The organism is Halomonas sp. AOP27-A1-41 (assembly GCF_052378605.1).
In the GTDB taxonomy this organism is placed as follows: Bacteria; Pseudomonadota; Gammaproteobacteria; order Pseudomonadales; family Halomonadaceae; genus Vreelandella; species Vreelandella citrativorans.
Window position 1 is genome coordinate 118,869 of record NZ_JBQSXT010000002.1, and the last position, 26,456, is coordinate 145,324.

At 55.3% G+C, this 26,456-nt stretch carries 20 protein-coding genes; 11 read left to right on the forward strand and 9 right to left on the reverse strand.

Going from position 1 to position 26,456, the window contains the following annotated elements:
- Window positions 1–20: 20 nt before the first annotated feature.
- The 3 genes from ACT3TC_RS02720 (at window position 21) to ACT3TC_RS02730 (ending at window position 2,849) form a co-directional block, all read left to right on the forward strand.
- The gene (locus ACT3TC_RS02720; protein WP_444639026.1) at window positions 21–956 is read left to right on the forward strand and encodes a 2-hydroxyacid dehydrogenase; all 936 of its coding nucleotides are present in this window, start codon (window positions 21–23) and stop codon (window positions 954–956) included.
- A 255-nt stretch (window positions 957–1,211) separates the two neighbouring features.
- On the forward strand, window positions 1,212–1,907 hold the full coding sequence (locus ACT3TC_RS02725; protein ID WP_444639027.1) for a hypothetical protein: 696 nt from the start codon (window positions 1,212–1,214) through the stop codon (window positions 1,905–1,907).
- 15 nt (window positions 1,908–1,922) lie between these two features.
- Window positions 1,923–2,849, forward strand: coding sequence for a lysine exporter LysO family protein (locus tag ACT3TC_RS02730; RefSeq protein ID WP_444639028.1), 927 nt, complete (start codon window positions 1,923–1,925; stop codon window positions 2,847–2,849).
- Window positions 2,850–3,047: 198 nt separating this feature from the next.
- Here ACT3TC_RS02730 and ACT3TC_RS02735 read toward each other — a convergent pair whose 3' ends face one another.
- Both ACT3TC_RS02735 and ACT3TC_RS02740 read right to left on the reverse strand, forming a co-directional pair.
- On the reverse strand, window positions 3,048–5,234 hold the full coding sequence (locus ACT3TC_RS02735; RefSeq protein ID WP_444639029.1) for an OsmC domain/YcaO domain-containing protein: 2,187 nt from the start codon (window positions 5,232–5,234) through the stop codon (window positions 3,048–3,050).
- 259 nt (window positions 5,235–5,493) lie between these two features.
- A complete protein-coding gene (locus tag ACT3TC_RS02740; RefSeq protein ID WP_444639030.1) occupies window positions 5,494–6,090 on the reverse strand; it encodes a TetR family transcriptional regulator C-terminal domain-containing protein in 597 nt (198 codons plus the stop codon).
- A gap of 241 nt (window positions 6,091–6,331) precedes the next feature.
- On the opposite strand from ACT3TC_RS02740, the gene ACT3TC_RS02745 reads away from it, so the two are divergent.
- From ACT3TC_RS02745 to ACT3TC_RS02770, 6 genes are read left to right on the forward strand one after another with little or no spacing between them, the layout of a single operon-like run.
- The gene (locus tag ACT3TC_RS02745) at window positions 6,332–7,507 is read left to right on the forward strand and encodes an efflux RND transporter periplasmic adaptor subunit (RefSeq protein ID WP_444639089.1); all 1,176 of its coding nucleotides are present in this window, start codon (window positions 6,332–6,334) and stop codon (window positions 7,505–7,507) included.
- On the forward strand, window positions 7,507–10,602 hold the full coding sequence (locus ACT3TC_RS02750) for an efflux RND transporter permease subunit (protein ID WP_444639031.1): 3,096 nt from the start codon (window positions 7,507–7,509) through the stop codon (window positions 10,600–10,602). The genes ACT3TC_RS02745 and ACT3TC_RS02750 overlap by 1 nt, the downstream gene beginning before the upstream one ends.
- Window positions 10,602–12,002 carry an ATP-binding protein gene (locus tag ACT3TC_RS02755; RefSeq protein ID WP_444639033.1) on the forward strand — a complete coding sequence of 467 codons (1,401 nt, stop codon included), beginning with the start codon at window positions 10,602–10,604 and terminating at the stop codon, window positions 12,000–12,002. Before ACT3TC_RS02750 ends, ACT3TC_RS02755 begins: the two co-directional genes overlap by 1 nt.
- A 17-nt stretch (window positions 12,003–12,019) precedes the next feature.
- Window positions 12,020–12,724, forward strand: a complete 705-nt coding sequence (locus ACT3TC_RS02760; protein WP_172117464.1) for a response regulator — start codon at window positions 12,020–12,022, stop codon at window positions 12,722–12,724.
- A gap of 15 nt (window positions 12,725–12,739) precedes the next feature.
- The gene (locus tag ACT3TC_RS02765; RefSeq protein WP_193057162.1) at window positions 12,740–13,429 is read left to right on the forward strand and encodes a response regulator transcription factor; all 690 of its coding nucleotides are present in this window, start codon (window positions 12,740–12,742) and stop codon (window positions 13,427–13,429) included.
- A gap of 1 nt (window position 13,430) precedes the next feature.
- Window positions 13,431–14,834: a sensor histidine kinase gene (locus ACT3TC_RS02770; protein WP_444639034.1), complete on the forward strand. Its 1,404-nt coding sequence runs from the start codon at window positions 13,431–13,433 to the stop codon at window positions 14,832–14,834.
- Here ACT3TC_RS02770 and ACT3TC_RS02775 read toward each other — a convergent pair.
- The 4 genes from ACT3TC_RS02775 to ACT3TC_RS02790 are packed head-to-tail and all read right to left on the reverse strand — an operon-like array spanning window position 14,803 to window position 18,856.
- Window positions 14,803–15,813, reverse strand: a complete 1,011-nt coding sequence (locus ACT3TC_RS02775; RefSeq protein ID WP_444639036.1) for an AbrB family transcriptional regulator — start codon at window positions 15,811–15,813, stop codon at window positions 14,803–14,805. The genes ACT3TC_RS02770 and ACT3TC_RS02775 overlap by 32 nt on opposite strands.
- Before the next feature lie 4 nt (window positions 15,814–15,817).
- Complete coding sequence (locus tag ACT3TC_RS02780) at window positions 15,818–17,326, reverse strand: tripartite tricarboxylate transporter permease (protein WP_444639037.1); 1,509 nt, start codon at window positions 17,324–17,326, stop codon at window positions 15,818–15,820.
- A gap of 9 nt (window positions 17,327–17,335) precedes the next feature.
- Entirely contained in the window at window positions 17,336–17,788 is a 453-nt protein-coding gene (locus ACT3TC_RS02785) for a tripartite tricarboxylate transporter TctB family protein (RefSeq protein ID WP_172117459.1), read from the reverse strand.
- Between the two features lie 51 nt (window positions 17,789–17,839).
- Window positions 17,840–18,856: a Bug family tripartite tricarboxylate transporter substrate binding protein gene (locus tag ACT3TC_RS02790; RefSeq protein WP_444639038.1), complete on the reverse strand. Its 1,017-nt coding sequence runs from the start codon at window positions 18,854–18,856 to the stop codon at window positions 17,840–17,842.
- A 244-nt stretch (window positions 18,857–19,100) separates the two neighbouring features.
- On the opposite strand from ACT3TC_RS02790, the gene ACT3TC_RS02795 reads away from it, so the two are divergent.
- Window positions 19,101–19,514: a hypothetical protein gene (locus ACT3TC_RS02795; RefSeq protein ID WP_444639039.1), complete on the forward strand. Its 414-nt coding sequence runs from the start codon at window positions 19,101–19,103 to the stop codon at window positions 19,512–19,514.
- A 204-nt stretch (window positions 19,515–19,718) separates the two neighbouring features.
- Window positions 19,719–21,767 (forward strand): choline BCCT transporter BetT, encoded by a 2,049-nt coding sequence (betT, locus tag ACT3TC_RS02800; RefSeq protein WP_444639040.1) that lies wholly within the window; start codon window positions 19,719–19,721, stop codon window positions 21,765–21,767.
- A gap of 207 nt (window positions 21,768–21,974) precedes the next feature.
- Here the strand turns inward: betT and exaC are convergent, their stop codons facing one another.
- The 3 genes from exaC to ACT3TC_RS02815 form a co-directional block, all read right to left on the reverse strand.
- Entirely contained in the window at window positions 21,975–23,495 is a 1,521-nt protein-coding gene (exaC, locus tag ACT3TC_RS02805; protein ID WP_444639041.1) for an acetaldehyde dehydrogenase ExaC, read from the reverse strand.
- A gap of 94 nt (window positions 23,496–23,589) precedes the next feature.
- Complete coding sequence (locus ACT3TC_RS02810; RefSeq protein ID WP_444639043.1) at window positions 23,590–25,842, reverse strand: ATP-binding protein; 2,253 nt, start codon at window positions 25,840–25,842, stop codon at window positions 23,590–23,592.
- The gene (locus tag ACT3TC_RS02815) at window positions 25,832–26,344 is read right to left on the reverse strand and encodes a molybdopterin-dependent oxidoreductase (protein WP_444639044.1); all 513 of its coding nucleotides are present in this window, start codon (window positions 26,342–26,344) and stop codon (window positions 25,832–25,834) included. The genes ACT3TC_RS02810 and ACT3TC_RS02815 overlap by 11 nt, the downstream gene beginning before the upstream one ends.
- Between the last annotated feature and the right edge of the window lie 112 nt (window positions 26,345–26,456).

Consider the following 26,456-nt stretch of genomic DNA (forward strand, 5'->3'; position numbering starts at 1 on the left):
TTCACCACGCAGGAGCCGAAATGAAGATTGTTGTGCACACCGATGATGCCACTCAATGGCGCGATGCCCTTTCCAAAGCGCTTCCTAACGCAACGGTCGTGACCAGCGACGCTCCCGAAGAGACACGACAAGATGCTGACTATCTTGCGGTATGGAAAGCCCCTGCGTATCTCTTGAAAGAGCAGACTCGGCTTAAAGGCATCATCAACCTGGGCGCAGGAGTAGATTACTTACTCGGCACGCCAGGGCTGCCCGCCAATATTCCCATCGTGAAGCTGCGCGATGCGGGCATGAGCGAGCCAATGGCCGACTACGTACTGTATGGCGTCTTACATTTTTACCGCAGTATGGACCGTTACACCGCTCAGCAAGCCAACGCTGAATGGCAGCCGCAACGCTTGGCAGATAAAGCTGATTGGCCAGTAGGTGTACTCGGCCTCGGCGCTATCGGCGCGCACGTTGCCAGCGCCTTGCAGCAAGCGGGATTTCCGGTGCTGGGCTGGAGTCGTTCACCCAAAACCATCACAGGTGTACAGTCCCTACATGGTGAGGAAGGACTGGACGAGCTTCTTGGCCAAGTGCAGAGCGTGGTGACTATCCTGCCCGACACCCCCGCCACGCACGGTATTCTCAACGCCCAGCGGCTCGCTAAACTGCCCAAGGGCGCCAGCGTGATCAACCCAGGCCGAGGCAGCTTGATTGATGAACAGGCGCTTCTTGAGGCACTGGGTGATAACGCTACGCCAGGCCACTTGCGCGGCGCGTTGTTGGATGTTTTTTGTGAAGAGCCGCTGCCCGCTAAAAACCCCTTATGGCAGCACCCCCGCGTCATCGTCACCCCCCACATGGCAGCGCCCACCCCGGTGAACGATGCGATTGACCAGGTCATTGCCTACCTGCATGCCTTTGAGGCGGGTGAAGACCTGCCTACGGTTAACCCCACACAAGGATACTAAGTCCGTTAAAACCAGCATGGGCGCCTCTGCCTACACGCAGCGGGAGGCGCTTCTTTCATAGTGATACACCGACCGCATCACGTGCGCATCAAATGTTAAGATACCCACTAAAGGCGCTCGAAATATATGCCAGGCCATGGAAATGCATGACAGATATGCAAGCAGGCCTTTGAACCCAAGACGGCTCAGCTTATTGGGTTTATTTGCAAACAGCGCTAGCTAGCAGGGACCGCTTGCTCATTAAGGAGAATCAGGATGCGACTCGCCCGTTTAAATGTTGTATCGGCTTGTATACTACTGGGCACCGCTTGGCTATTACTCAGCGCTGTACCGGTCAATGCAAGCGAAGAAGCCGCCAGCAATCTTGCAGACATAGTGCCATTTAAAGCGCAATACCGGCTGGAAACCCGCAACTGGCCCAGTGCAACGATTACCCATACGCTCAGCCAGGAAGGCCAGCATTGGCTAAGCGATATGCGCTTTTCATTGGCCATAGTCAGCGGCCAGGAGTACAGCCGCTTTTCAGTGGGTGAGGACGCCGTCCGTTCACTGCTTTTTAGCAGCAGCTACTCGCTTCTTGGCGTAGGCGACAGCTACCGGTTAACCGATAGCGATATTGCGGCGCTTGATCGTCAAGCCGCGCTGGTTGATCTCTCTCGGCGTGCAGGCCATGAAACATGTACACAAAGCGCACCCTGTGATCTCGATTTTGTTGACCACCGCGGCCGAGATGAGCACCTCCAGTACTACGCCACACCAGGCACGCACATCGTCAACGTGCCCGCTGGTGAGTTTGAGGTGCGGCAGGTCATTTTGACGGATATCGAAAAGCCCGACCGCCATCTGGAAATCAACTTTCACCCAGACTGGCCCGGCCTGATTGTCTCGGCGGAGTATCAAAAAGAGGGTCGCCGCCAAACCCGCATTAGGCTTACTCAATTTAACCCTTAAGGCGCCACACCCTACATGCTGTCTGGATTATTGATTGTTCTTCTGCCTCTGATAGTGGGCTATTTATTACGCATTCGCTCTACTTACCTCCAGCAATTGATCAACCGTGCCGTTAGCGGCTCGGTTTATCTTATTTTGCTCTTCATGGGGGTAAGTCTTGCCGGGCTTGAAAATCTAACCAGCCAGCTTTCGCGGCTGGGGGGCAATGCCTTGCTGCTGTTTAGTATTACCACGGCGTTTAACCTGGCCGCTTTATGGTGGCTGTCTCGCCGGGTAGCCCTACAAACGGGGGATTCACCTGTCGTTAAAAACGCACCGACCAGTATGCTGGCCGCCATGCAAGGCTCGTTACTCTTGCTGGCCGTAGTGGCGGTCGGCGTTATTACAGGCCTGCTGCTGGGCCCAAGGCTAGGTGATACGCTTTTTACCGCCGCAGACCTGTTAGCGGAATGGGTACTTTACGCGTTGCTAGTGCTGATCGGCTGTCAGCTACGCAACTCCGGCATGCCGCTTAAGCAAATTCTGCTCAACCGGTTAGGGCTTGCGATTGCGATAACGCTGGCCGTTAGCTCGCTACTGGCGGGATTGGCTGCCGCCCCCTTGCTCTCTCTTAGCTGGAATGAAGGGCTCGCCATGGCGTCAGGCTTCGGCTGGTACTCGCTGTCGGCCATTTTAATTGGTGACCAGCTAGGGCCGCTAATGGGCGGCGTGGCATTTTTTAACGACCTTTCCCGGGAACTCCTGGCGTTTATTTTGATTCCGCTAGTGATCCACCGCCACACCGCCCTTGCCATTGGCTATGGCGGTGCCACATCAATGGACTTTACTCTACCTGTGATTCAACAGCACGGCGGCGTCGCCTGCGTGCCCATCGCGGTGGTTAGCGGATTTATTCTTTCGCTGCTCTCGCCCCCTTTGATACTGTTTTTTCTCTCGCTTTGACGCTTTATTGCACGCTACAAAAACGCTGTGAGCTACCCCCCCCACACAGCGTTTTAAAACTACTCCCGTTTAATACGTGCTGTAGCTCTCCAGCTTGCTGTTTAGGTGCATACGAACGTTAGCGCTGCGGTCATCAAGGGAGTGCTGAATGCCATCGGTGTCATGCATTTCCATTGAACAAGTGAAAACGGGAGGCGATTAAGCGCCTGCTTTTGCCGCCCGCGCGGCGTGAAGCTTCTTGTAACTTTCAATCAAACGTTGATGACGCTCCAAACCATCAAGCTGCATGTTGGTGGGCGTCAGACCGTAAAAGCGCGCGCTGCCTTCCACCGAGCCGACAACCGCCGCCATGGTCTCTTCGCCAAACATGCGCTGGAAGTTAGGCAGGTAGTCGTCGATTTCAAGCTCGTCGTCCAGGGCAATTTCCAGCGCCGCATTCATCGCCTGGTAGAAGAGACCACGTTCAACGGTGTTGTCGTTGTACTGCAGCAGCATCTGCACGCAATCAAGTGCTTCTTCATGACGGCCAAGCGCCAAGTAGACCAGAAGCTTAAGCTCCAGAATGGTGAGCTGGCCCCATACCGTGTTTTCATCAAACTCAATGCCGATCAGGGTGGTGATATCGACGTGGTCATCCATCTGGCTCTCTTCGAGGCGCTCGACCAAACCGGTGAGCTGGTCATCCTCTAATTGATGCAGATTGAGAATATCCTCACGGTAATCAAGTGCCTTGTTGGTGTTATCCCAGATCAAGTCTTCAATCGGATACACCTCAGAGTAGCCCGGCACCAGAATACGGCACACCGGCGCACCGAGATCCTCATGGACCGCCATGTATACCTCGGCCCCCAACTCCTCGAAGAGGCCGAATAGCGTTTCGGCCTCTTCTTCGTTGGTGCCGGAGAAATCCCACTCGCTGAACTCGAAATCCGCCTTGGCACTGAAGAAGCGCCAGGAAACCACACCAAAGGAGTCGATAAAGTGTTCAACAAAGTTGTTGGGCTCGGACACAGTCTGCGAGTTGAACGTTGGCAGCGGCAGGTCGTTCAGGCCTTCAAAGCTGCGACCCTGTAAAAGCTCGGTCAGGCTGCGCTCAATCGCCACTTCAAAGCTTGGGTGGGCGCCGAAGGAGGCGAACACGCCGCCGGTGCGCGGGTTCATCAAGGTCACACACATCACCGGGAACTGACCGCCCATGGAGGCGTCCTTTACCAGCACAGGGAAGCCCTGAGCCTCAAGGGCCTTAATGCCTTCGACAATATTTGGGTACTTCGCCAGCACATCTTGCGGTACATCCGGCAGGGTCATTTCCTGCTCCAGAATTTCCCGTTTGACCGCCCGCTCGAAAATTTCCGACAGGCACTGCACCTGAGCTTCCACCAGCGTGTTGCCCGCGCTCATGCCGTTGCTTAAGAACAGGTTTTCGATCAGGTTGGAGGGGAAGTAGATCGTCTCGCCATCCGACTGACGCACAAAGGGCAGCGAGACAATGCCGCGCGCCTCATTGCCGGAGTTGGTGTCAATCAGATTCGAGCCGCAAAGCTCGCCTTCCGGGTTGTAGATCGCCAGGCAGTGCTCATCGAGAATTTCAGTGGGCAGCTCGTCATTTGGCCCCGGTTTAAACCATTTCTCATTGGGGTAGTGCACGAAGTCGCTATTGGCGATTTCTTCACCGAAGAACTGGTCGTTGTAGAAGAAGTTGCAAGATAAGCGCTCAATAAACTCGCCAAGCGCCGAGCACAGTGCGCTCTCTTTGGTGGCACCTTTACCGTTGGTAAAGCACATGGGCGAGGCCGCATCGCGAATATGCAGCGACCAGACATGAGGCACGATATTACGCCAGGAGGCGATCTCGATCTTCATGCCAAGATCAGCCAGCAGCGCGCTTATATTGGCGATGGTATCTTCAAGGGGTAAATCCTTTCCCTCGATATAGGTGCGCTCGCTGCCTTCCGGGGCGCCCATCAACAGCGCCTGGGAATCCTCATCGATATTCTCGACGGTTTCGACCTGAAACTCGGGGCCGGTTTGAACGACCTTCTTGACCGTGCAGCGATCAATCGAGCGCAGAATGCCCTGGCGATCCTTCTCGGAAATATCTTCGGGAAGCTCGACCTGAATCTTGAAGATCTGCTTATAGCGGTCTTCGGGGTCGACGATATTGTTCTGCGAGAGGCGGATGTTTTCGGTAGGGATATCCCGCGCGTTGCAGTACACCTTCACAAAGTAGGCGGCACACATGGCGGATGACGCCAGGAAGTAGTCAAACGGGCCAGGCGCCGAGCCGTCGCCCTTATAGCGAATCGGCTGGTCTGAAATAACGGTGAAGTCGTCGAACTTGGCCTCGAGGCGGAGGTTATCGAGATAGTTGACTTTGATTTCCATGAGCGGGCATCCAGAGCAATGAGTGTGCCTGGGCGGTTGAAAACAGAGCCCTCGGCGAATTGCCACCCATTATCCAGCTTTTGACCCGCTTCGTCTTGGTAAGTCTCGTTAAGCGCTTATTCAGCACTGAGCAGAAACGCCCATGCTTCGCATAGCAGCACCTCAGGGAAGGCTTTAGCAACATAGTGGCCGCGAGGCAGCGCTTTGCCTTCCACTCATGCCACTCGCTTAGTGCATCAAAGCAGGGGCGTTTGAAGGGTTAATCAGTCACTGGCGACGTCAGCACCTGCTCGAACAGCAGCTTTTCAAACACTTCCATAGGCGCGTCTGACTTCAGCGTCTTGGCACGCAAAATTGCCCCTTCCCAGCCTGAAAGAATAAAGCTTGCCAACTGATGCGGGTCCAGTGCTTGAGTGAGAGCCCCCTGGGCCTGGGCTGCCTGCAGGCAGTGAGCAAAGCGTGCTTCCCAACGCAGGAACGCGTGATTAAGCGCCTCGCGAAAGCGAACACTCTGCCCCGCCATCTCCTGACCTAAATTGCCGATCAAGCAGCCGGCCGCATGGTCGCGCTCGCTCATGTAAGCGCGGCTGGTGGCAAAGTAGTGCTTCAGGCGGTCCAGAGGGGGTGTCATCGGATCTTCAAGCAGAGCGACCAGACTAGCATCATAGTCGTTGGCAAACCGCTCAATCACCGCCAGGCCAAAATCTTCCTTACTGGAAAAGTAATGGTAAAACGACCCCTTGGGCACGCCGCAGGCGTTAAGTACGGCATTAATGCCCGTTGCATTATACCCTTGTTGGGTAATCAGCTCAGCACCAGTATCAATTAACTTATCGCGGGTGGCGGTGTTTTTCATACGCTTGCACAAGACTCATCGGCCGGACGGTATTTATGAGAAATAGGTGTCGTGATAAGTCGCAGGCGTTTAGGTTAGCGAAGAGTTGCACGCTATTTTCATAATGCTTACCTAATCTCTGCGAGCCAGTGCGTGATGCTAGCATGATACGCTTCTTATACCGGAATTTTCGCTTTTACTACGTTTTCGCTCTTGCAACGGGTACTCCGTGTTAATAAAACCTCATGACTCTTTCTCCTCGATGCAACAAGGCCGTGTCCGTTTAGGCGCCGTGCTGGCCCTGTTGGTGTTTGCCATCGGCTTAGCCTGCGCCTGGTGGATTATCAGCCAGCCGCCACGTATTGAGCGGCGGGCTCCCCCGCCACCCACGCCGCCTGTCGTCAATGTCATGACAGTCGAACAGAGCGCCCTATCGCCTCTACTGAGCGGCTTTGGGCGAGTAGAAGCCGAGCAGACAACCCAGCTGGCCAGCCGCGTGGCAGGTCAGTTGGAACGCTTTGGAGAGGGCGTTTTTCCAGGCCAGGTCGTTGAGGAAGGCGCGCCCGTTGCATATATCGACCAAGCCGATTTGCGCCTTGCCCTGGAGGACGCCGAGGCCCAGCTAAGCAACGCCCAAGCGCAGGTGGCACTTGAAAATGCCGAACAGCAGCGCGCCCGTAGTGAGTACGAGTCGTTTGGGCGCCAGCTTTCCGCCGAGCGACGCTCGCTGGTCCTGCGCGAGCCTCAACTTCGCCAGGCCCAGGCTCAACTGACTCAGGCACGTGTAATACGCGACCAGGCAGCGCTCAACCTTGAGCGCGCAACACTGACCGCCCCGTGGAAGGCGATGGTGCAAGAGCGCTTGGTGGGCGCTGGCAGCCTGCTAAGCCAAGGAACCGAGGTGCTTAACCTGGTCGGTGTTGAGCAATTCTGGGTGCGCGCCTCGTTGCCCGGCGATGCACTTGAATGGCTGGCGCCGGGTAGTCAGGTCACGATTACCAGCCGTGGCTGGCCAGAAGGCGCTTCGCGGGAAGGCGCACTGATATCGATTTTACCTAATTTGGAAGAGAGCGGACTTCAGGCACAGCTGTTGATTGCGGTGAATGACCCATTGGCACTGGATACCGATGGCCCGGCGCTGCGCTTGGGCGATGTAATGCGAATAGCCTTTCAAACTCAGGCGCAGGAAGACCTGATTGCCCTGCCCTCAGCGGCGCTACGCCCGGGCGAGCGCGTTTGGTGGGTGGACGATGAAGACCGCCTACACAGTACAACGGTGTCGCTTGCCTATCGGGGTGAAAATGAAGCGCTGGTGCGCAGCGGCCTGGAGGCTGGCCAGCGCGTTGTTACTTCAGGACTTGCCCAGCCCCAGGAAGGACAACAGGTTCGCGTTCGCTCGCGCAACGATGCGCCCACCCGTGATGAGGAGAGCAGCTAATGCGTCGCGGCCCGCTTGCCTGGATGATTGACCATGGCGTTGCGCCTAACCTGCTGATGCTGCTGTTTATCGTGGGGGGCCTTATGGCATCGCTCGCGATTAAAAAAGAGGTCTTTCCTGAGTTTGAAATTGAAATTGTTCAGGTCAGCATCAGCTACCCCGGCGCCACGCCAGAAGATGTCGAGCAGAGCCTACTGCTCCCCGTTGAAGCGGCGGTATCGAATGTAGAAGGTATTGATGAGCTGACCTCCAGCGCTGGTGAAGGCAGCGGTATGGTCAGCGCGACGCTGATTGACGGCGTCGATGTGATGCGCGTTTATCAGGATATTCAGCAGGCAGTCAACGCCATCACTACCCTACCCAGTGCCGCCGACCCGCCCCGCTTCACACTAGCGGGCAGATCGCGCAGTGTGGTCAGCCTTCAGGTTTACGGCTCGGTTGGGCTTGCCGCCCTTCACGACGCCGCCGAGGATGTGCGCGCTGAACTGCAGGCCGCTGAGGGTATTTCACGCGCCGAGCTTTCGGGTAATCGCGAGCGCGAGATCCAGATTCACCTGGATGAAGAAGCTATTGAGCGCTACGGGCTTGATCATCAGCAGCTTGCCAGCCGCATTGGGGCTGAAGCGCTGGACCTGGCAAGCGGCCAACTCACCACGGCTGAAGGCGAATGGCTGGTGCGCTACCAAGGCCGACGCAACAGCGCCGCCGAGTTTGCCGACCTGCCAATCCTTACCACTGCCCAAGGCACGCCCATTTTGCTGGGTGATATCGCCCGTGTAAGCAACGGCTTTGCCGAAACGGATCGTGAAGAGTTTTATAATGGCGAGCCGGGCCTGTCGGTCAACATCTATCAAATTGGCCACCAAACCCCGACCAGCATTTCCGAGGCGGTCTACGGCGAACTGGAGCGCTTGCGAGCGGGGCTACCGCCGGGCGTTAGCCTGGACGTTGCACGCGACAGCTCGGAAATATACGAAGACCGCTTAAGCCTGCTGCTAAAGAATGCCTGGATGGGCCTGGCGCTGGTGATGGTGCTCATGGCGCTGTTTCTTGAAGCGCGGCTAGCATTTTGGGTCACGCTGGGTATTCCTACGGCCTTTTTGGGCGCCATGCTATTTCTGCCTTGGATCGGCGTCTCGCTGAACATGATGTCGATGTTCGCCTTCATTATCGCGCTGGGGATCGTGGTGGATGATGCGATCATGGTGGGCGAAAATATCTACAGCTATCGTGAGGAAGGCTACTCGCTGCGCGATGCGGCGGTCAAAGGGGCAGGTGAAATTGCCGTTCCGCTCACCTTTGCCATTTTGTCGAATATCGTGGCGTTTCTGCCCCTGCTGTTTTTACCCGGCTTTTTGGGCATGCTGTTTGCCACTCTGCCCGTGGTGGTCGTCACGGTGTTTTTGATCTCCTGGGCCGAAGCGCTGTTTATCCTCCCCTCCCACTTGGCACATAGCCGTAAACCGCGTGAAACACCGGCCTGGCAACGGCCGCTGGAAGCGTTGCGCCAGCGCCTGCAGGGCGGACTGCATCACTTCACATACCATCAGTTTGAGCCGTTTCTACAACGCGCACTTAATCAACGCTTACTGAGCGTCTCCATCGGTGTTGCGGTGCTGGTGGTAGTGCTGGCATGGTCCATGAGTGGGCGGCTGGGCTTTTCACTCATGCCGCGTGCCGAATCCGATCAGGTTCAGGCAACGGTGACGCTGCCGATTGGCACCAATATCAGCGTTAGCCGAGAGCTTAGCCAACAGCTACTGGACGCCGCCCAGCAGCTGAGCGAGCGCGAAGAGACGCTAACCTTTAGCAGCACGCGCAGCCGCCTGGACGGCGAAGAGTTGCAGGTACGGCTCGATATCGCAAGTAGCAGCCTGGACGCCTGGCCGCCTTCACGTATTGCAGGTGAATGGCGTGAGCTGGCAGGGGATTTAATTGGCGCTCAGTCGGTACGTTTTGAGTCAGATTTTGGTGGCCCCGGCAGCGGCGCTGCGCTCAGCCTGCGCTTATCTCACCCCGACACCCAAGTGCTGGAAGCCGCCGCTGCCCGGTTGGCCGAAGTGCTTGGTGAGTATGGGCTGACCGATATTGACAGCGGGATTGGCGATGGCAAACCCCAGCTTGAAATGCGCCTTTCCGCAGAAGGCCGAGCGCTGGGCCTGACCGGCAGCGACCTGGCCCAGGCACTGCGCGGACCTTTACAGGGCGCCACGGCGGTTGAGCAGTTTGTGGGGCGTAGCGAGATCAGCGTAGAGGTGCGCCTGCCCGAAACCGACCGCGCGAGCTTAAACGAACTTTACCGCATGCCCGTACGCACGCCCGACGGGCTTAGCGTGCCGCTTTCTCGCGTGGCAGACATTACCTTAAGCCAAGCCTCAAGCAGTCTGCAGCGCATAGATGGCAGGCGCATTATCACCGTGACGGCGGATTCAGAGGGCGACCAAACCATTAACCAGGTACTGGCCACCCTTCAAGAAGACGTGTTCCCAACGCTTACAAACTCCTGGCCGGGGCTTGAGGTCAGCCTGGGCGGCCGCCAGCAGGATACCGCCGACAACCTGGCAGCCCTTCGCACCGCCATGTGGCTGATGCTGGCCGCACTTTACGCACTGCTGGCGATTCCCTTCAGAAGCTATTTGCAGCCCTTGCTGGTGCTTGCAGCCATTCCGTTTGGCGTTGTTGGTGCTGTGGTGGGCCACATGATTATGGGGTTTGGGCTTTCGATTATCAGCTTGCTGGGCATGCTGGCGCTTTCCGGCGTGGTGATTAACGATGCGCTGGTACTGATTGATTACGCCAACCGCAAGCGGCGCGAAGGGATGGCGCCTCGCGCAGCCATTGTGGCGGCGGCGACCCGGCGCCTGCGGCCTATCATGATGACCACGCTTACCACCTTTCTGGGCCTGGCGCCCATGATTCTGGAAACCTCGCGACAGGCGCGTTTTATGATCCCCATGGCGATCTCGCTGGGCTTTGGCATGATCTTCGCAACGGCCATTTTGCTGATACTGGTGCCCTGCCTTTACCTGGGTCTGGAGAACTGGCGCGAGCGACTTAGCATGCCTCGGCAACCTCTTCAGGAGGGCACTTCCTGATGGCCGTTACCTTGCCCACTTGGCGTCCTTCCCGGCTAGGACTAAAGCTGTTCTCGGCCATACTCAGCGTTAACGTGGCCATTTCCGCCACCATGTTTCTAGCCGTTTCCTACAGTATCGACCGTGGTTTTATCGACTATTTAAACCAGGCCCAGGAACGCCGTGCCATGCTGCTGGCCGATGGTTTGATTACCCGCTGGGAAACCCAGCAGGACTGGCGCTGGCTTGAACACAACCCGGAACGCTGGCCGCATATCGTGCGTTTTGAACTGGGTCAGGAACATCGTGAACGCCCCTCCCCCTTGGGCGAAGCGCAGGATTTTGCGCTGCGTGCGCCAAACGGTGAGTTTGTGATTCCGCCCATGAATGGCCGTATGGGCCCCGGCGATTGGCGCTGGCTCACGCTTCACAGCGACAGCGAGGCCATCGGCTCGTTGGGGTTTCGCCCTCCTCAGCAGATGATGGAGCGCATGGAAAATCGCTTTCTAGAGCTGCAACAGCGCAACCTGGTAATTATTGTTATCTCGATTGGACTAGCGTCGCTGCTGCTGGCCGCCGGGCTCTCGTGGTGGTTAAGCCGACGTACGCGGGCACTGGCTATCGCCACGCGGCGGCTTACTGAAGGCAACTACCATACTCGCCTACCTGAACGTGGTCGGGATGAGCTTGCCCGTTTGGCGCGAGACTTCAACGTACTGGCCGCCACGTTAGAAGCCAACCGTGACGCCCGTGCACGCTGGGTTTCCGACACCGCCCACGAGCTGCGTACGCCCTTGGCCGTGCTGCGTGGTGAAATTGAAGCCATGCAGGACGGCATTCGCCCACTGAATCAGGAAAACCTCAGCTCGCTGGCACAGGAAGTTGCCCAGCTTGAGCACTTGGTCGCCGATTTACGCCTGCTTTCGCAAAGCGATGCTGGCGCGCTTGATATTCATCTGGCCCCCATGAACCTTAGCGACAGCCTGGCCAGCCGCCTTGAAGATGCGGACCGCTGGCTCAATGGCAGCGGCCTTACACTGACGACGCACATTGCCCCCGACGTAATGATTCGAGGTGATGCCCAGCGACTGCATCAGCTGTGGAATAATCTGCTGGATAACAGCTGCGCCTACACCGATGCACCAGGCAAACTTCAAGTAACGCTCAACATTGAGCGTGCCCAGGCGGTGATTGTTTGGCAGGATAGCGCACCGGGCGTTCCGGAAAGTGAGCTTTCCCGGCTTACCGAGCGCCTTTACCGTGTTGAAGGGTCACGCAATCGGGCAAGCGGCGGTAGTGGCCTTGGGCTATCCATTGCAAGCGCCTTGGTGATTGCGCACGGTGCAACGCTTGAGGCATCCAATGCGCCGCTAGGCGGGCTTTGCTGGACCTTACGTTTTCCGTTACTGACTTCCCATTAATGACAAGCGAGTCCGCCATGTTCCAAGACGCCCCGCTATTGATTGTTGAGGACGAGCCAAAAATTGCCCGCCTCATGGATGATTATTTAAGCTCTCACGGTTTTAATGTTGCAACACTGGGTCATGGCGACGATGTGATACCCTGGTTGCAGCAGCACCCCACCACGTTGGTGCTTTTGGATGTCATGCTGCCCGGCAAGGATGGTTTGACGCTCTGCCGGGAAATACGTCAGGCGTGGCCTGCTATCGCAATTATTATGGTGACCGCCAAGGTGGAGGAAGTAGACCGCCTGCTAGGACTGGAGTTGGGCGCCGATGACTATATCTGCAAACCTTTCAGCCCCCGCGAAGTAGTCGCCCGCGTGAAAGCGGTACTACGCCGCAGCCAAGCACTTGCCGAACAGGCCCACACCCCTGAGGCAGCGGTTTCAACCCCGGTGACCCTCAATGACGATGGCTGGCAGGCGCTAGCCAACGGCCATGACCTGGGCCTCACCGCGGTTGAGTTTCAGCTGCTGCGAGTAATGATGCAGTCACCTGGACGAATCTTTAGCCGTGAGCAGCTAATGGACCATATGTACCGAGACAACCGGATTGTTTCTGAACGCACCGTCGACAGCCATATTAAAAAGCTGCGCAAAAAAATCACCGAAGCCCTCCCCGAGCAGGAGATCATTCGTTCGGTGTATGGGGTAGGGTATAAATATCAGCCCGAGGGCTAACCCGCAGGATTAAACATGAAGGCGCTTATAGTAGAAGATAACGACAATTTAGCGCGCTCGATGGCCACAGCACTTAGCGAGGCAGGATTCAACATCACCGTCGCTAACGACGGCGCACACGCACTCCCAATGCTCGTGCAGGGTGGTTTCGATCTGATGGTATTGGATTTGGGCCTGCCTGAATTGGATGGCATTAGCCTTCTACGCAAACTGCGCCATCAGCAGAACACTATCCCCGTGCTGATTATTTCCGCCAGAGACACGCTGGACCAACGCATTTTAGGGCTTGAAGAGGGCGCAGATGACTACCTTTGCAAGCCCTTCTCACTTGATGAAGTAGTAGCCCGAGCCCGGGCACTGGTCCGGCGTGCCAAGCATTTTGGTGGTGAAACGCTCAGCTGTGGCCGTCTGGCATTTTTACCCGACGCAATGGAGCTAAGAATTGATGGTCAGCCTGTAACGCTGCACCGCCGAGAGCTGGAAGTAATGGAATATCTGATGATTAATCAAAATCGACTCGTCAGTAAGGACCAGATTATTGATCGGCTTTCCACTATGGGCGAGCCGGTCAGCTATGCAGCGGTGGAGACTTATATTTCACGCATCCGCAAGAAAATCGGCTACGACTTCGGCTTGAAAACGGTCCGCGGTTTAGGCTATTACCTGGCCCCCAAAGAAGCCCCCAACCAGGAATCAGACGCTTGATATGCTTGCTATCAAATCGATAAAAAGCCGCCTGCTGCTGTGGATTGGTTTACCGTTTACTGCCCTGGCATTTCTGGCGCTTCTTTCAAGCTATCTATTGCTGACACGCCAGATTAACGAAACCTTCGACGATATGCTGCTCAATGCCGCCGAGCGCTTGGAAAGACGCATCTACACGGTAGACGGCGCGCTACGCATTAATATGCACTATTTTAGTATTAGCACCCTAGGTAGTCGTGGTGAAGGCAAAATATTCTATCGGATGCTGGAAGTAGACGGCGATATGATTGCTGGCTTTCAAGGCTTGGGCGACCCGCCTACTGACCTCTCTGAGCCGGTTTTTTACGACGTGACGTACGCGGGCAACGAGCTACGCGCCGTCGCCCTGACGTTTCCTTTTAGCCGGGGCCGCGAGAACGTCAATATTGAAGTGATCGTTGCGGAGTCCAAAGAAGCGCGCTACACGCTTACCAATGACTTTATGGTGACACTCACCGGGTTGACGATTGTTGCCGGGATTCTTGCCATCACCATCGCCTGGCTTGCGATTTACCACGGCCTGGCACCGCTTAATAGTGTCAGCCAAGCGCTGAGCCGCCGCTCGCCTCATGACCTTCAGCCGCTTGAAGACGACGCTCCAAAAGAGATTCGCCCACTGATTCTCAGCATTAATCAGCTGATGCTACGTATCCGACGCAGCATTGAGAGTACACAGCAATTAAATGCCGATGTGTCCCATCAGTTGCGAACGCCCATTTCTGAAATACGTGCGCTAACTGAAATCTCGCTAAAAACGACCCAAGAACCGGCCGTTCGAGCCAACCTTATTGAAATACAGCGTATCTCAGAACATGCCAGCCATACGGTCCAACAGCTTTTGAAATATGCCAAGACCCGCAGCGAGCTGATGGATGAAACCCATCTTGAAGCCGTCGATCTGGTGACTATATGCCAGGACGCCTGTGCGCAAACCGCCACCAGCATCTATCAGAAAGGCCAAGAGCTGTCGTTCGATCAGCCTCATACCATTTCCAAAGTGCTGGGCGATCCGATCATGCTGCTCTGGCTGGTGATTAACCTGATTGAGAATGCCAGCCTGCACGCGGGAGGCGCTGAAGCCTACCAGGGTCCAATCGATATCGCCCTAACAACGCAGCAGCAACAGGTAATATTGACGGTGAACGACCAAGGAATCGGCGTGGAAGAGGCGCAACTTGGCAAGCTGACCGAGCGCTTTTCCCGCCACAATCCGCACGCGCCCGGCAGCGGATTAGGCCTTGCCATCGTGGAGCAGATCGCCACCGCCCACGCCGCTCTCCTCTCTTTTAATAACCGACCACAAGGCGGTTTCGCCGTGACGGTGGCGTTTCCCGCTATGCAGCCGCCTGCTTTGCAATACGAATGACCAGCGGGGTCATAAAGATCAGCAGTAGCAGGCGCAAGACATGGTGCGACACTACATACACCGGGTCGATATCCATCACCATGGCGATGACGGCCATCTCCCCGACGCCGCCGGGAATCAGCGCCAGCAACACCGCCACAAAGGAAAGCTGGGTCATGCTGGCGACCAGCCAAGCCATGAGTGCTGCAACAATCAGGGCAAACAGTGCATACACCATTCCAAACCGCCCCACGCTGACTACCTGAGACCAGTGGGTTCCCGAGAAACGTGCGCCGACCGAAGAGCCGAGCACCAAAAAGGCCGTGAACACCACCCAAGTGGGCAGGGAGTAGTTCATCCCCAGGTTCGCGATGATAGCGCCTGCGGCCATCGGGCCTAAAAATTCCGGAATGGGAATGCGCAGCAAGCGGGCAAGCCACCAGCAAAGCGGGACCAATAACAGCGGCAGCGCATCCATCAGCGAGAGCGATACGGGAGAGCTTTGCAGTGTGACATCATCCACAAAAAAGCTTGCCAACAGTGCCGCCCCGGATACCACGGTGACCAGACGCAGCGAGTGCGCGATAGCGATCCAGCGCACATCGCCATTGGCGCGCTCAGCAAGCACCAGGGCTGAATTCATGCTCCCTGGGTAGGCACAAAACATCGCATCCATGGGCCCTACATTGGCGCGGGTAAAGATAAAGTACCCGCCCACCAGCATAAGCCCCATATAGACCAGCATTGCTAACACGCTTGGGTACCACTGCACCAGACTGACCAGTTCACTGGCCTGAATGCGGCTCCCGATAAAGAGTCCCAGCAGGGCAATAGCCACACGGTGCAAGCGCTTATCAACGCCGGTTTTAACACCGCCAAGCGATACCGCCATCACCATAAAAAGTGCGCCCAGCATCCAGGCCAGGGGCAATGAAAAAAGGGTGGCAATAACGCCACCCAAGCAACCCAAGACTAACGTTTTCAGCGTTTTTTTTGCCATTATGTTACGCCTGTTTGGCCGCACGTCTGGCACTAAAGCGCGCCATTAACGGCTGGCTAAACAGTGAAATCAATAGAAGTCCTAGAATCCCCAAGGTCACCGGGCGCTCGAAGACATAGGTGATATCCCCGCCGCTGATTTGATACGAATGGAGCAGTGATTTCTCCGCCAGCGAGCCCAGCAGCATACCGATAACGGCGGCAGGCACCGAGTAGCCATAATGGCGAAAGATCCAACCAATCACTGCAAATACCAGCACAGTGGCGGGGCCGGTCATATTGCCGGTCAAGCCAAACGATCCCATAACCGCGAGTACCAGTACCGAGGGAATCAGGTAGCGCATGGGTACTTTGACGATGTTAGCCAACAGCGGGATAAACAGCAGACCCACGACCACCAGCAGAAATACCTGGGCGAAGTTGGCAAAAATAATCGCGTAGACCACATCGGTTTGCTGACGAATAAACTGCGGCCCGCCGGTGATGTTATGCATGGCAAACGCAGCCAACATTACCGCCGTTGCACCACCGCCGGGAATGCCAAGCGCCAGCAGAGTAGCCATTGAGCCGCCTTCAGAGCTGCTGTTAGCGGCTTCTGATGCCACTACGCCCTTCGGGTTACCCTTGCCAAACGAGTCAGGATCTTTATCACGACGCTTGGTTTCAATATAGGAAAGCAAGTTGGAAACCGAGGAGCCAACGCCAGGCACGGCCCCTACTAACACACCTATCAAACCACCACGAATCATCACAACCGGATAGCGCATTGCCATCTTACAGCCTTCAAATATCTCGCTGATTTTCACCTTACGAGAATCGGCGGATTCAACGATGAAGCCTTTGTTGGCAAGCTTGAAAAGCTCTGAGGCCGCAAACATGCCCATCATGGCAGGAATAACCGGAATACCATCAAGCAGATACGTTTGCCCCATGGTGCCACGCGCCAGACCAATTTCACTAAACCCAATGGTTCCCGCCAAGAGGCCGACAAAGCCCGCCACCAAGCCTTTAAGTACCTGCTCGCCCTTCAGGCTCGCAATCAGCGTCATGCCCCACAGGATGACCACAAACATTTCGGAAGGGCCGAGTCTCAGCACCAGATAGGAGAGCGGCTGAATCATGAAAAACAGCACGAGATAACCCATCAGCGCGCCCACCACGGAGGCGGCCAACGCCACGCCCAGCGCCTGGTTATGTTGCCCCTTGCGCGACATCGGGTAGCCATCAAAGGCGGTGGCAATGGCCGATGAAGTACCCGGGATATTCATCAAAATGGCAGGAATACCCGCGCCGAACGAACCGCCGGTAAAAATAGCGGTTAAGAACAGCATGGCCTGAATGAAATCCATGTACATGGTCATGGGCAGGAAGATCGCCATGGCCATGGAAATCTGCAGCCCCGGCGTTGCGCCAAAGATTAGCCCCAACACAATGCCGGGTATTACCACGAGCCAGGGGCCAAAATTAGAAAAGAGCAGGTCAAGACCCTGCTGTACTGCGCCAAAATCAATCATATTGCCTCCTTAACTGGGTAGCAGTAGCAGCGTCATGGGATAGGGCAGCATCTGGGAGAAGAAGAACGCCACGGCGAACCCGAACGCTGCGCTAAAGCCCACCACCGCTAACCAGTTACGCTCACCTTTGAGGATCAAAAAGAGCGCGATGAACAGCACGGTCGCCACATCAAAACCGAGCGTTTCGAGCGATAACACATAGGCACCAAACAGAACTACGACGGGTAGCGTTTGATGTAACGGTTCCTCGTCGGCAGCGATGCTGAATAGCGTCCCTTGCTTTAGGCGTAGCACCAGCTCAATGGCAATAATCGACAGGACAATGACTGAAAGCGGCAGTATCAGGAGCAAATTCTGGGGTTGTGCCGAGACGCTGATCGCATCCAGCAAATACCACAACGTAAAGGAAGCCAGACCGATGAGAACTAAAAAGTCCCCATAGTCACGTTTCTGTGCAGACATGGTTCAACTCCAGGCTGGCCACATGAAAGTTGACCAGCCATGACAGGAAGATCAGTTAAGCAGGTGGGCGTATTTTTCAAATACAGCGTAGTTTTCGCGCATCAGCTCGTTGGCACGCTCAGGTCCAATCCAGACACCGCCCATTTCATTACGCTCAAGGTGTTCTTGAACATCCTTACGGGCCAGCGCGCTCTGGATAGCTGAAGCGAATGCTTCAAAGCGCTCAGGATGCTGACGCTCAACTTCGCTAGTGACCGCAAAACCACGCATCGAGCCCTGCAGTACCGGAACTTCTACGTCCATCGGTGCCAGCGCTTCGTTGATCGTGGGGGCATCCCACTGGTCGATGCGCTCGTCACTCACGATGGCAAGCGGCGTCAAGAACTCACGAATTCCCTCACTGCCCTGGGCACTGATAGAAACGAAATCCACCTGACCACCAGCCACCGCTGAGCGGGCTTCACCACCGCTGTTGTACGTCACGAGGTTAAGGTTTTCTTGAGGAATACCAGCTTCTTCCAGCAGCAGACGGATCATCAGGTGACCGGCTGAGCCTTGAACCACTGCGCCACGCACCTGGCCGCGCTCTTCGCGAATCGCTTCCAGCAACGAAGGAAGATCTTCGTATCCGCTATCTTTATTGGCGGCGATCAGATCCAGGTCGAACCACTGAAAGTTGATATACGAAAAATCATCAACACTAAAGTTGGCACCACCGGTCAGAATCGAGTTGGCCAGGTAAGGAGCAAAGGTTGAGGCATAGGTGGTGTATCCATCGTCCGGCATGTTCAGCACGTAGTTGGATGCGACCTGAGTTCCTGCGCCTGGACGGTTAGTCACTTGCACTGGCACGCCAATCTCTTCAGCGATATAGCCTGACATAATACGCGCCAAACGGTCAGCACTACCGCCGGTACCAAAGCCGACGACCATATTGACCGGGCGCTCAGGATAATCATCTGCTGCAGCGGCAGGCATGATTAACGCGAGTGACGCGGCAACAACCGTGGCACCAGCGAGTAGTGATTTCATATTGAAGCTAAACGGAGCACAGATTTTCTTGGGCATAGCGGGTTCTCTTTTTTATAGAATTATAAAGTCTTCAAACAGGCTACTGCCTGCGGAGGACAAAGCTATCCCACAAACCTTTCACCAACCTTGCATGACGCAAAAAGCCAACTAAAGTCTAACCATATAACCGCTATACGTCAGATATTCCCCCCTGCATCATCACCGTTATTGCACACTCCGTGCATACGGTTTGCACTCCCCCGCTCGATACTGACATTGTCAACTTACCAGGAGGTACGTTATGAAAATGTCATTACGCCAAGTGTTTGCCCCGGCTCTGCTGGCTATCGCGCTAACCCCACTTGCTGTGGTTGCACAGGCAGACCAGCATGAAGGTCGTCATTCAGGCGCTGACCGCGAAACCTTCTCGCAGCGCATGGAAGAGCGCCGCTATGAAGTGTACGACCGCGCCGGTTTGAACGAGGAGCAGCAAACGGCCCTCAACGAGCTAAACGCAGAGCACTTCCAGGCCATGCAGGCGTTGCGTAAAGAGCACCAGGACAAAGTTGCGGATATTCTTTCCGAAGAGGAGCGTGAGTCTTTAAAGAACGCCATGAAAGAAATGCGTGACGAGCACCACAGGGATGGTAGAGGCCACGGTAGACACGGCCCGCGCGATCAGCATGAAGACGCTACGGAAACCGCTAGCGAGTAAGCGCTTTTTTACTGTTAAGTCTTGTCAAGACGCCTGGCTTTTGCCGGGCGTTTTTGTATGCGCGCCTTGCCAAAACCTCACCGACCATTTCCTATCCCTATAAAGACTGATTTGTAGTAAGCGCTTAAACAGCGTATTTTATATTGAATGTTCATTCAAAATAAAATGTTTCATCACTTGTCTCAACCAATGGAGTCCGCCTGCATGGCGAAAGACAACCCCTCCCTGCCCTCTCGCGACCGCCTTAACCCCGTGGTTTTTCATGGCAGTATGGCCGGCATATTGATATTTCTGGTGCTCACCCTGCTGTTTACCCAACAAGCTGGTGCATTTTTTAATGCAGCGCTTGCCTGGGTCAGTACCACCTTTGGCTGGTACTACATGCTGGCGATTGTGGCCTATCTGGTCTTTGTCGTGGTGATTGGCATGTCGCGGTTTGGCAGCATTCGCCTGGGCCCCGATCATTCGCGGCCTGAGTTTTCATTGCTTTCCTGGTCTGCGATGTTGTTCGCTGCAGGTATCGGCATTGATTTGCTGTTTTTCAGCGTGGCTGAACCGATTTCTCACTACCTGGCACCGCCCGACCTGACACCCGAAAGCCAGGCCGCGATGCGTAACGCCGTCGTTCAAACCTATCTGCACTGGGGGCTCTCCGGCTGGGGGCTGTACGTGTTGATGGGTATGGCGCTGGCCTACTTCAGCTATCGCCACCGTTTGCCGCTAGCCATTCGCAGCGCGCTCTACCCGCTTCTGGGCAAGCGTATTTATGGGCCTATCGGTAACGCGGTGGATATCACGGCGGTGGTTTCTACCGTATTTGGTATTGCCACCAGCCTCGGCATTGGGGTCATTCAGCTTAACTACGGGCTGGCCTACATGTTCGATGTACCGGAAACGATTACGGTACAAATTCTTTTGATTGTCCTGGTGGTCATACTGGCAACCATTTCCGTGGTTACCGGGGTCGAAAAGGGTATCCGCCGCTTATCCGAGTTCAATATGCTGCTGGCACTCAGCCTGATGCTGTTCATACTGTTTTCAGGTGACACGCTGACACTGCTCGATAAGGTAGTTAACAACGCCGGTGACTATCTTTCCGGCTTTGTGGCGGCAAGCTTTGACACGCACGCCTTTACCGATGATAGCGCCCAGGAGTGGAAGATGGGCTGGACGATTTTCTTCTGGGGTTGGTGGATCGCCTGGACACCGTTTGTGGGTCTTTTCCTGGCACGTATTTCTCGTGGTCGCACCATTCGCCAGTTTGTCGCCGGTGCGCTGTTTATACCGCTTGCCTTCATCATGGTATGGATGTCGGTATTGGGTAATAGCGGTATTGAGCTGGTCGCCAACCAGGGCGTGGCAGCACTCGGCGAGCAGGCGCTTAATACACCGCAAACCACGATTTACACCCTACTTGAGTACTATCCTTACGCAGCCATCACGGCAGCGGTTGTCACAATCCTGGGCGTTGTGTTCTTTATTACCTCCGCTGACTCCGGCGCGCTGGTGCTGGCTAACTTTACGTCTATCTTAAGTGACGTTAACCACGATGCGCCCATCAGGCTGCGCATTTTCTGGTCGGCGGTGATTGGCTTGATCACCATTGCTCTACTGATGGCCGGCGGGCTTAACGCTCTGCAAAGCGCAGTAGTGATTACCGCGCTACCCTTCTCGGTGGTAATTTTTGCGGTCATGGTGGGGATGTATAAGGCGCTAAAACTTGAAGGCAACAAGGCCGATGCACGCCGCGCCATTACCGGCAGCGCTCCAGGCGGCGACTGGAAGGAGCGCCTAGACCGCGCCCTGGACACATCCAACCGAGCTGGCGCTGCTGCAACCATCAAGCACTCGATTCGCCCAGCCATGACCCAGTTTGCCCAAGAGCTTGAAAGCCGTGGCCAGCCCGCCAATGTGAGTGAAGAGCAGTTGGAAGGTGAGCCGCTCCCCAGGCTAACGCTGCAGGTGGATTTTGGTGATGCCACCAGCTTTGTCTATCAGGTGTGTCCACACCGGATGCGCACACCGAGCTTTATTGAAGCCGACGATGACTTCTATGTGCGTCTGGATGTCTATCTGGCTGAAGGCGGGCTGGATAAAGACCTGAACGGCTATACCCGTGGCCAGGCGATTGGCGACCTGGTAGGCGAGTACGAGCGCCACCTGCACTTTTTGACCCTGGCAGGCCAGGAACGTGGCACCGTACAACCCATGCCTGGCAGCATCGGCGAACCGCCGGAGAATGCTCAGCTGTAACTGTGATCGCATTTACCCAAAAGACGAATCCCGGCCTATGTGCCGGGATCTTTTGTACCTAAATGTTCGGGCCTCGCGCCCCCAAGGCTGAGAATCAACGGCAGAGAGGGTGTAACCCATTATTCGTCGCAAGCGGGCTGTCAATTAGAGCGTCAGAGGGGCAGATAATACCGCTCGGCACAATGCCGAGCGGGGAGCGGGCGCGGATTAGAAAAACCCGAGCGGATTGATGTCGTAACTGACCAGTAGGTTCTTGGTTTGCTGATAGTGCTCAAGCGCCACCTTGTGGGTTTCACGGCCAACGCCGGACTTCTTGTAGCCACCAAATGCCGCATGAGCGGGATATTGGTGGTAGCAGTTGGTCCATACGCGACCAGCCTGAATGCCCCGCCCCATGCGAAAGGCGACGTTAATATCCCGGCTCCATACACCTGCACCCAAGCCAAACTCGGTGTCGTTGGCGATCGCCAGCGCTTCTTCTTCATCCTTAAAGGTGGTGACCGCCACCACCGGGCCAAAGATCTCCTCCTGGAAGACGCGCATCTTGTTGTCGCCTTTCAGTAGCGTCGGCTGGATGTAGTAACCCTTGTCGTAGCTGGGGTCGAAGCTTTCTTTATCTCCACCAGTCAGAAATTCAGCGCCTTCCTCACGGGCGATATCCATGTACGACATGATCTTGTCGTACTGCTCTTGAGAGGCTTGAGCGCCTACTTGCACGTCGGTATCCAAGGGGTTGCCACGCTTAATAGTCTTGGTGCGCTCAAGCACCTTGGCCATAAATTCTTCGTACATGCTCTCTTGAATCAGTGCACGTGAGGGGCAGGTGCACACTTCGCCCTGGTTAAAGAAGGCCAGCACTAGGCCCTCTACCGCTTTATCGATAAACGTCGGCTCGGCGCTCATGATATCGGCAAAGTAGATGTTGGGTGATTTACCGCCCAGCTCCACGGTGGAAGGAATAATGTTTTCAGCGGCGCACTTAAGAATATGTGACCCCACCGGCGTGGAACCGGTAAAGGCGATTTTGGCGATACGTTTGCTACTGGCCAGTGCCTGGCCGGCTTCTGCACCGAAACCATTGACGATATTAACCACACCCGGCGGCAGCAAATCACCAATCAATCCCATCAGCACCAGCACAGATGCTGGCGTTTGTTCGGCGGGTTTAAGTACTACGCAATTACCGGCGGCAAGCGCGGGGGCCAACTTCCAAACAGCCATTAAAATAGGGAAGTTCCAGGGGATGATCTGCCCCACCACGCCCAGCGGCTCATGAAAATGATAAGACACGGTGTTGGCGTCAATATCGGCAGCGGAGCCTTCCTGCGCCCGAATGCAGCCCGCAAAGTAGCGGAAGTGATCAACCGCCAAAGGAATATCAGCATTCAGGGTTTCACGCACGGCCTTGCCGTTATCCCAGGTTTCTGCCACGGCCAGCTTTTCAATGTTCTGTTCAATGCGATCAGCAATTTTTAGCAGGGTATTGCTGCGCTCAGCGGCAGAGGTTTTCCCCCAAGCAGGTGCAGCCTTATGGGCGGCATCCAGGGCTTTATCGATATCGTCAGCAGTAGAGCGCGGAATTTCGCAGAAGACCTGACCATTTACAGGGCTAATGTTATCGAAATACTGCCCATTAACGGGCGGTACAAACTCACCTCCGATGTAATTGCCATAGCGTTTTTCAAACGAGACGACGGACCCATTATCACCCGGATTGGCATAAATCATGAGAAGGCTCCTGAGGATTATGATTATTAAACGTGCCCTAACAGTATTGTTTATTATTGCCAATGACGATATAGCTTGATGCTAGGGTTAGCCCTTATCCCTTGGTAGAAGACTGCCTCTGCCGCCAACGTTTGAGTGCGCCGTGGGTTCGTGCAGCGGTGTGGCGCACTACACTAAGTGATTCATCAAGCTGGCTTTTTGTATTTCCCTCCTCACGAGCTAACACTTCAAGGCTTTTGGCCTTCTCCGCCAGCGCCTCTGCGCCCATACTCAGCGACTCCCCACGAAGCTGATGTGCCAACCTGACTACCTGCTGCCGAGCCTGTTCGCTAAAAGACGCTTCCGGCGTGGCAAGGTATGCGCTCAGTTGGGACACATAGTCGCTGATCTGCTGATGATACAAAGCAACCAGGTTTATCAAGTGCTCATCGCCCAGACTCTCCTGAAGCATGGTGAGTGTGTCAGCATTCAGTACATTGTGCTCATACGTATCGCCCTGCTCCTGCGCGGGCAGCGTTGTCTTACGGGCTAGCGCTGACGGTGATAAATGCAGAGCAAGCACGTCACCAAGCGCCAGAAGCGAAAGCGGCTTGGTAATGTAGTCGTTCATTCCGGCAGCCAGGCAACGCTGGCGGTCATTGCCTCCCGCTGTCATGGCAATAATGGGCACATCCGCCAACCAGCCTCCTTGCTCACGCAGGTGCCGCGTCACCATCAAGCCGTCCATATCGGGCAGCTGTATATCCATAAAGATTAAGTGCACCGGCAAGGACGCCGCCATGTCCAGCGCATCCTGCCCATTCTCGGCACACACGACCTCGCACCCCAAGCGTGACAAAAGCCCGGTCGCGACTTTGCGATTAATGGCGTTATCCTCCACTAACAGCAGTGATGTACCCGCAAAGTTTCTCGTCTGCTCATTAGGAGGCACTGCCTCGACGGGCATCGCTTTAATCAGCGGCAGCTTGCACCAAAATGTACTTCCCTGCCCCAGCCTACTCTGCACACCCAACTGCCCGTTCATGGCTTCACTTAGGCGCTTACAGATAGCAAGCCCAAGACCCGTCCCGCCGTAGCGGCGAGCGACCGATGCCCCCGCTTGCTGAAAAGGTTCAAATAACGCCGTTTGCTGCTCTTCACTAATCCCGCACCCGGTGTCGCTAACTTCCAGTAGCAGGTGCTCCACCGTTGAAGAGACCCGAACAGTGATCGCTCCGTGATCGGTAAACTTGGTCGCGTTCGCCACAAGGTTAAGTAAAATCTGCCTCAGACGACCCGCATCAGCCATCACCCAACGCGGCACCAGCGGGTCGATATACATGCTTAACGCCACCCCTTTGGCCCTCGAACGCGGTTCAAATAGCGCTACCACGCTATCAACCAAGGGCCTTAATTCAGTAGGTGACGCTTCAAGTGTTAAATGGCCTGCTTCGATTTTGGAGAAATCGAGAATCTCGTTGATCATGGTCAACAGCTGGTTGGCGCTCTCATGAATCGTGCGCGCGTAATCTTCTACCTGGGCCGAGCTTGCTGGCTCACTGAGCAGCTCGCTCATGCCGATCACGCCATTAAGCGGGGTACGAATCTCATGACTGACCATGGCCAGGAAGTCGGACTTGGCATGATTAGCAGCCTGAGCCTGCTCGGCGGTCACTTCCAATTGCTGGCTTAGTTGCTCCTGTCGGCGCCGGGCTGTCGCACTTTCACGCATTTCTCGGATCAGGAACGCAATGACCAACAACACAGCCAGGCTCATACCGACCAGCAGCGTCATTAATAATTTATAGAGTGCGCTTAACACACGGCGCTCTTCAGTGGCAGACTCCGCCAGGTAACCATTGATGGTGATGACAAACCGCTCGGTTAGCTGGGTGAGTGCTTCAAGCTCTGCTTCAATTAACACAATGGGCAGTTGATCCAGCACCTCATGAGGTGCAAACAAGAGGTCCAGCGGTTCCATCTGCTGGCCTATTTGCGTTAGCAACTGTCTCGCCCCTTCAATGTCAGTAATCAGTGAATTGACTTCCCCTTCTTGAAGCAACATAAGGCGGCTATACAAAAGTTCAAAACGCATATTCAGCTCGTTTTGTACCACCGGGGGCATCTCTGCACGGGATGCTGAAAGCAAGTGGTTAAGCAGCTGTACTGCATCACGATCGAGTTTATAGGCGACCCATGAGGTATCTTCGCGCAGACTTTGTGTGAGGTTGTCCTGCCGCCAAGAGGCCAGAGCAGCGACTACCAGCGCCGATGCAAACAGCAGCACGGTAATAATGGCCACCAGTTTAAGGCGACGAGGGTAACGCAGCAGGCGGGGCGAGCGCACGTTGGCTCGGTTAAAGAACATCTATACGCCTAACCTGCCAAACAGCTCTAAAGCGCACTTTTTCACTTAACAGCGTCTCGTCCTGATCAAACGGATAAAGCACCCAAAGAGGCCCGAACTCACGAATCGGGATGTGCTGGTTATTTCGTTTAAGTGCCAGAATGACGTCGTAATCATAAAAATCCTTGATCGGTATGTCAGCCACATAGCCGTTAAGGGCCGATACCTCTATCGCATCACCCTTGGCACCTACGTACTCAAGCACATCACGTAACAACGGGCCTGAATATTGACTGACGCCACTTGTCCAGGGCGTACTCGTTTCAAACGCGTGCTGTGGCAGCCCCTCTAACATGTCAATATCAAAGTCGGCACCCACTTCGGTGTTCACATTTACAATATTGCCTCTTACTTCCAGCAAAACGGCACCATCTGGTGCTTCCAAGGGGGTGGACTCATCGGCAAATCCAGCCAAGGGAGACCCTAGCACCAGCAGAACCCACCCCAGTAATAATGTTCTCACGATGACATCCTCGTATAACTTTGCTCTATAGTTTTCTATTCAACTTTCGATACAGACACCCGTAGAGTATCGTGATCTGCCTGCCCAGGTCAGGAAAAAAATCGACTTTCTA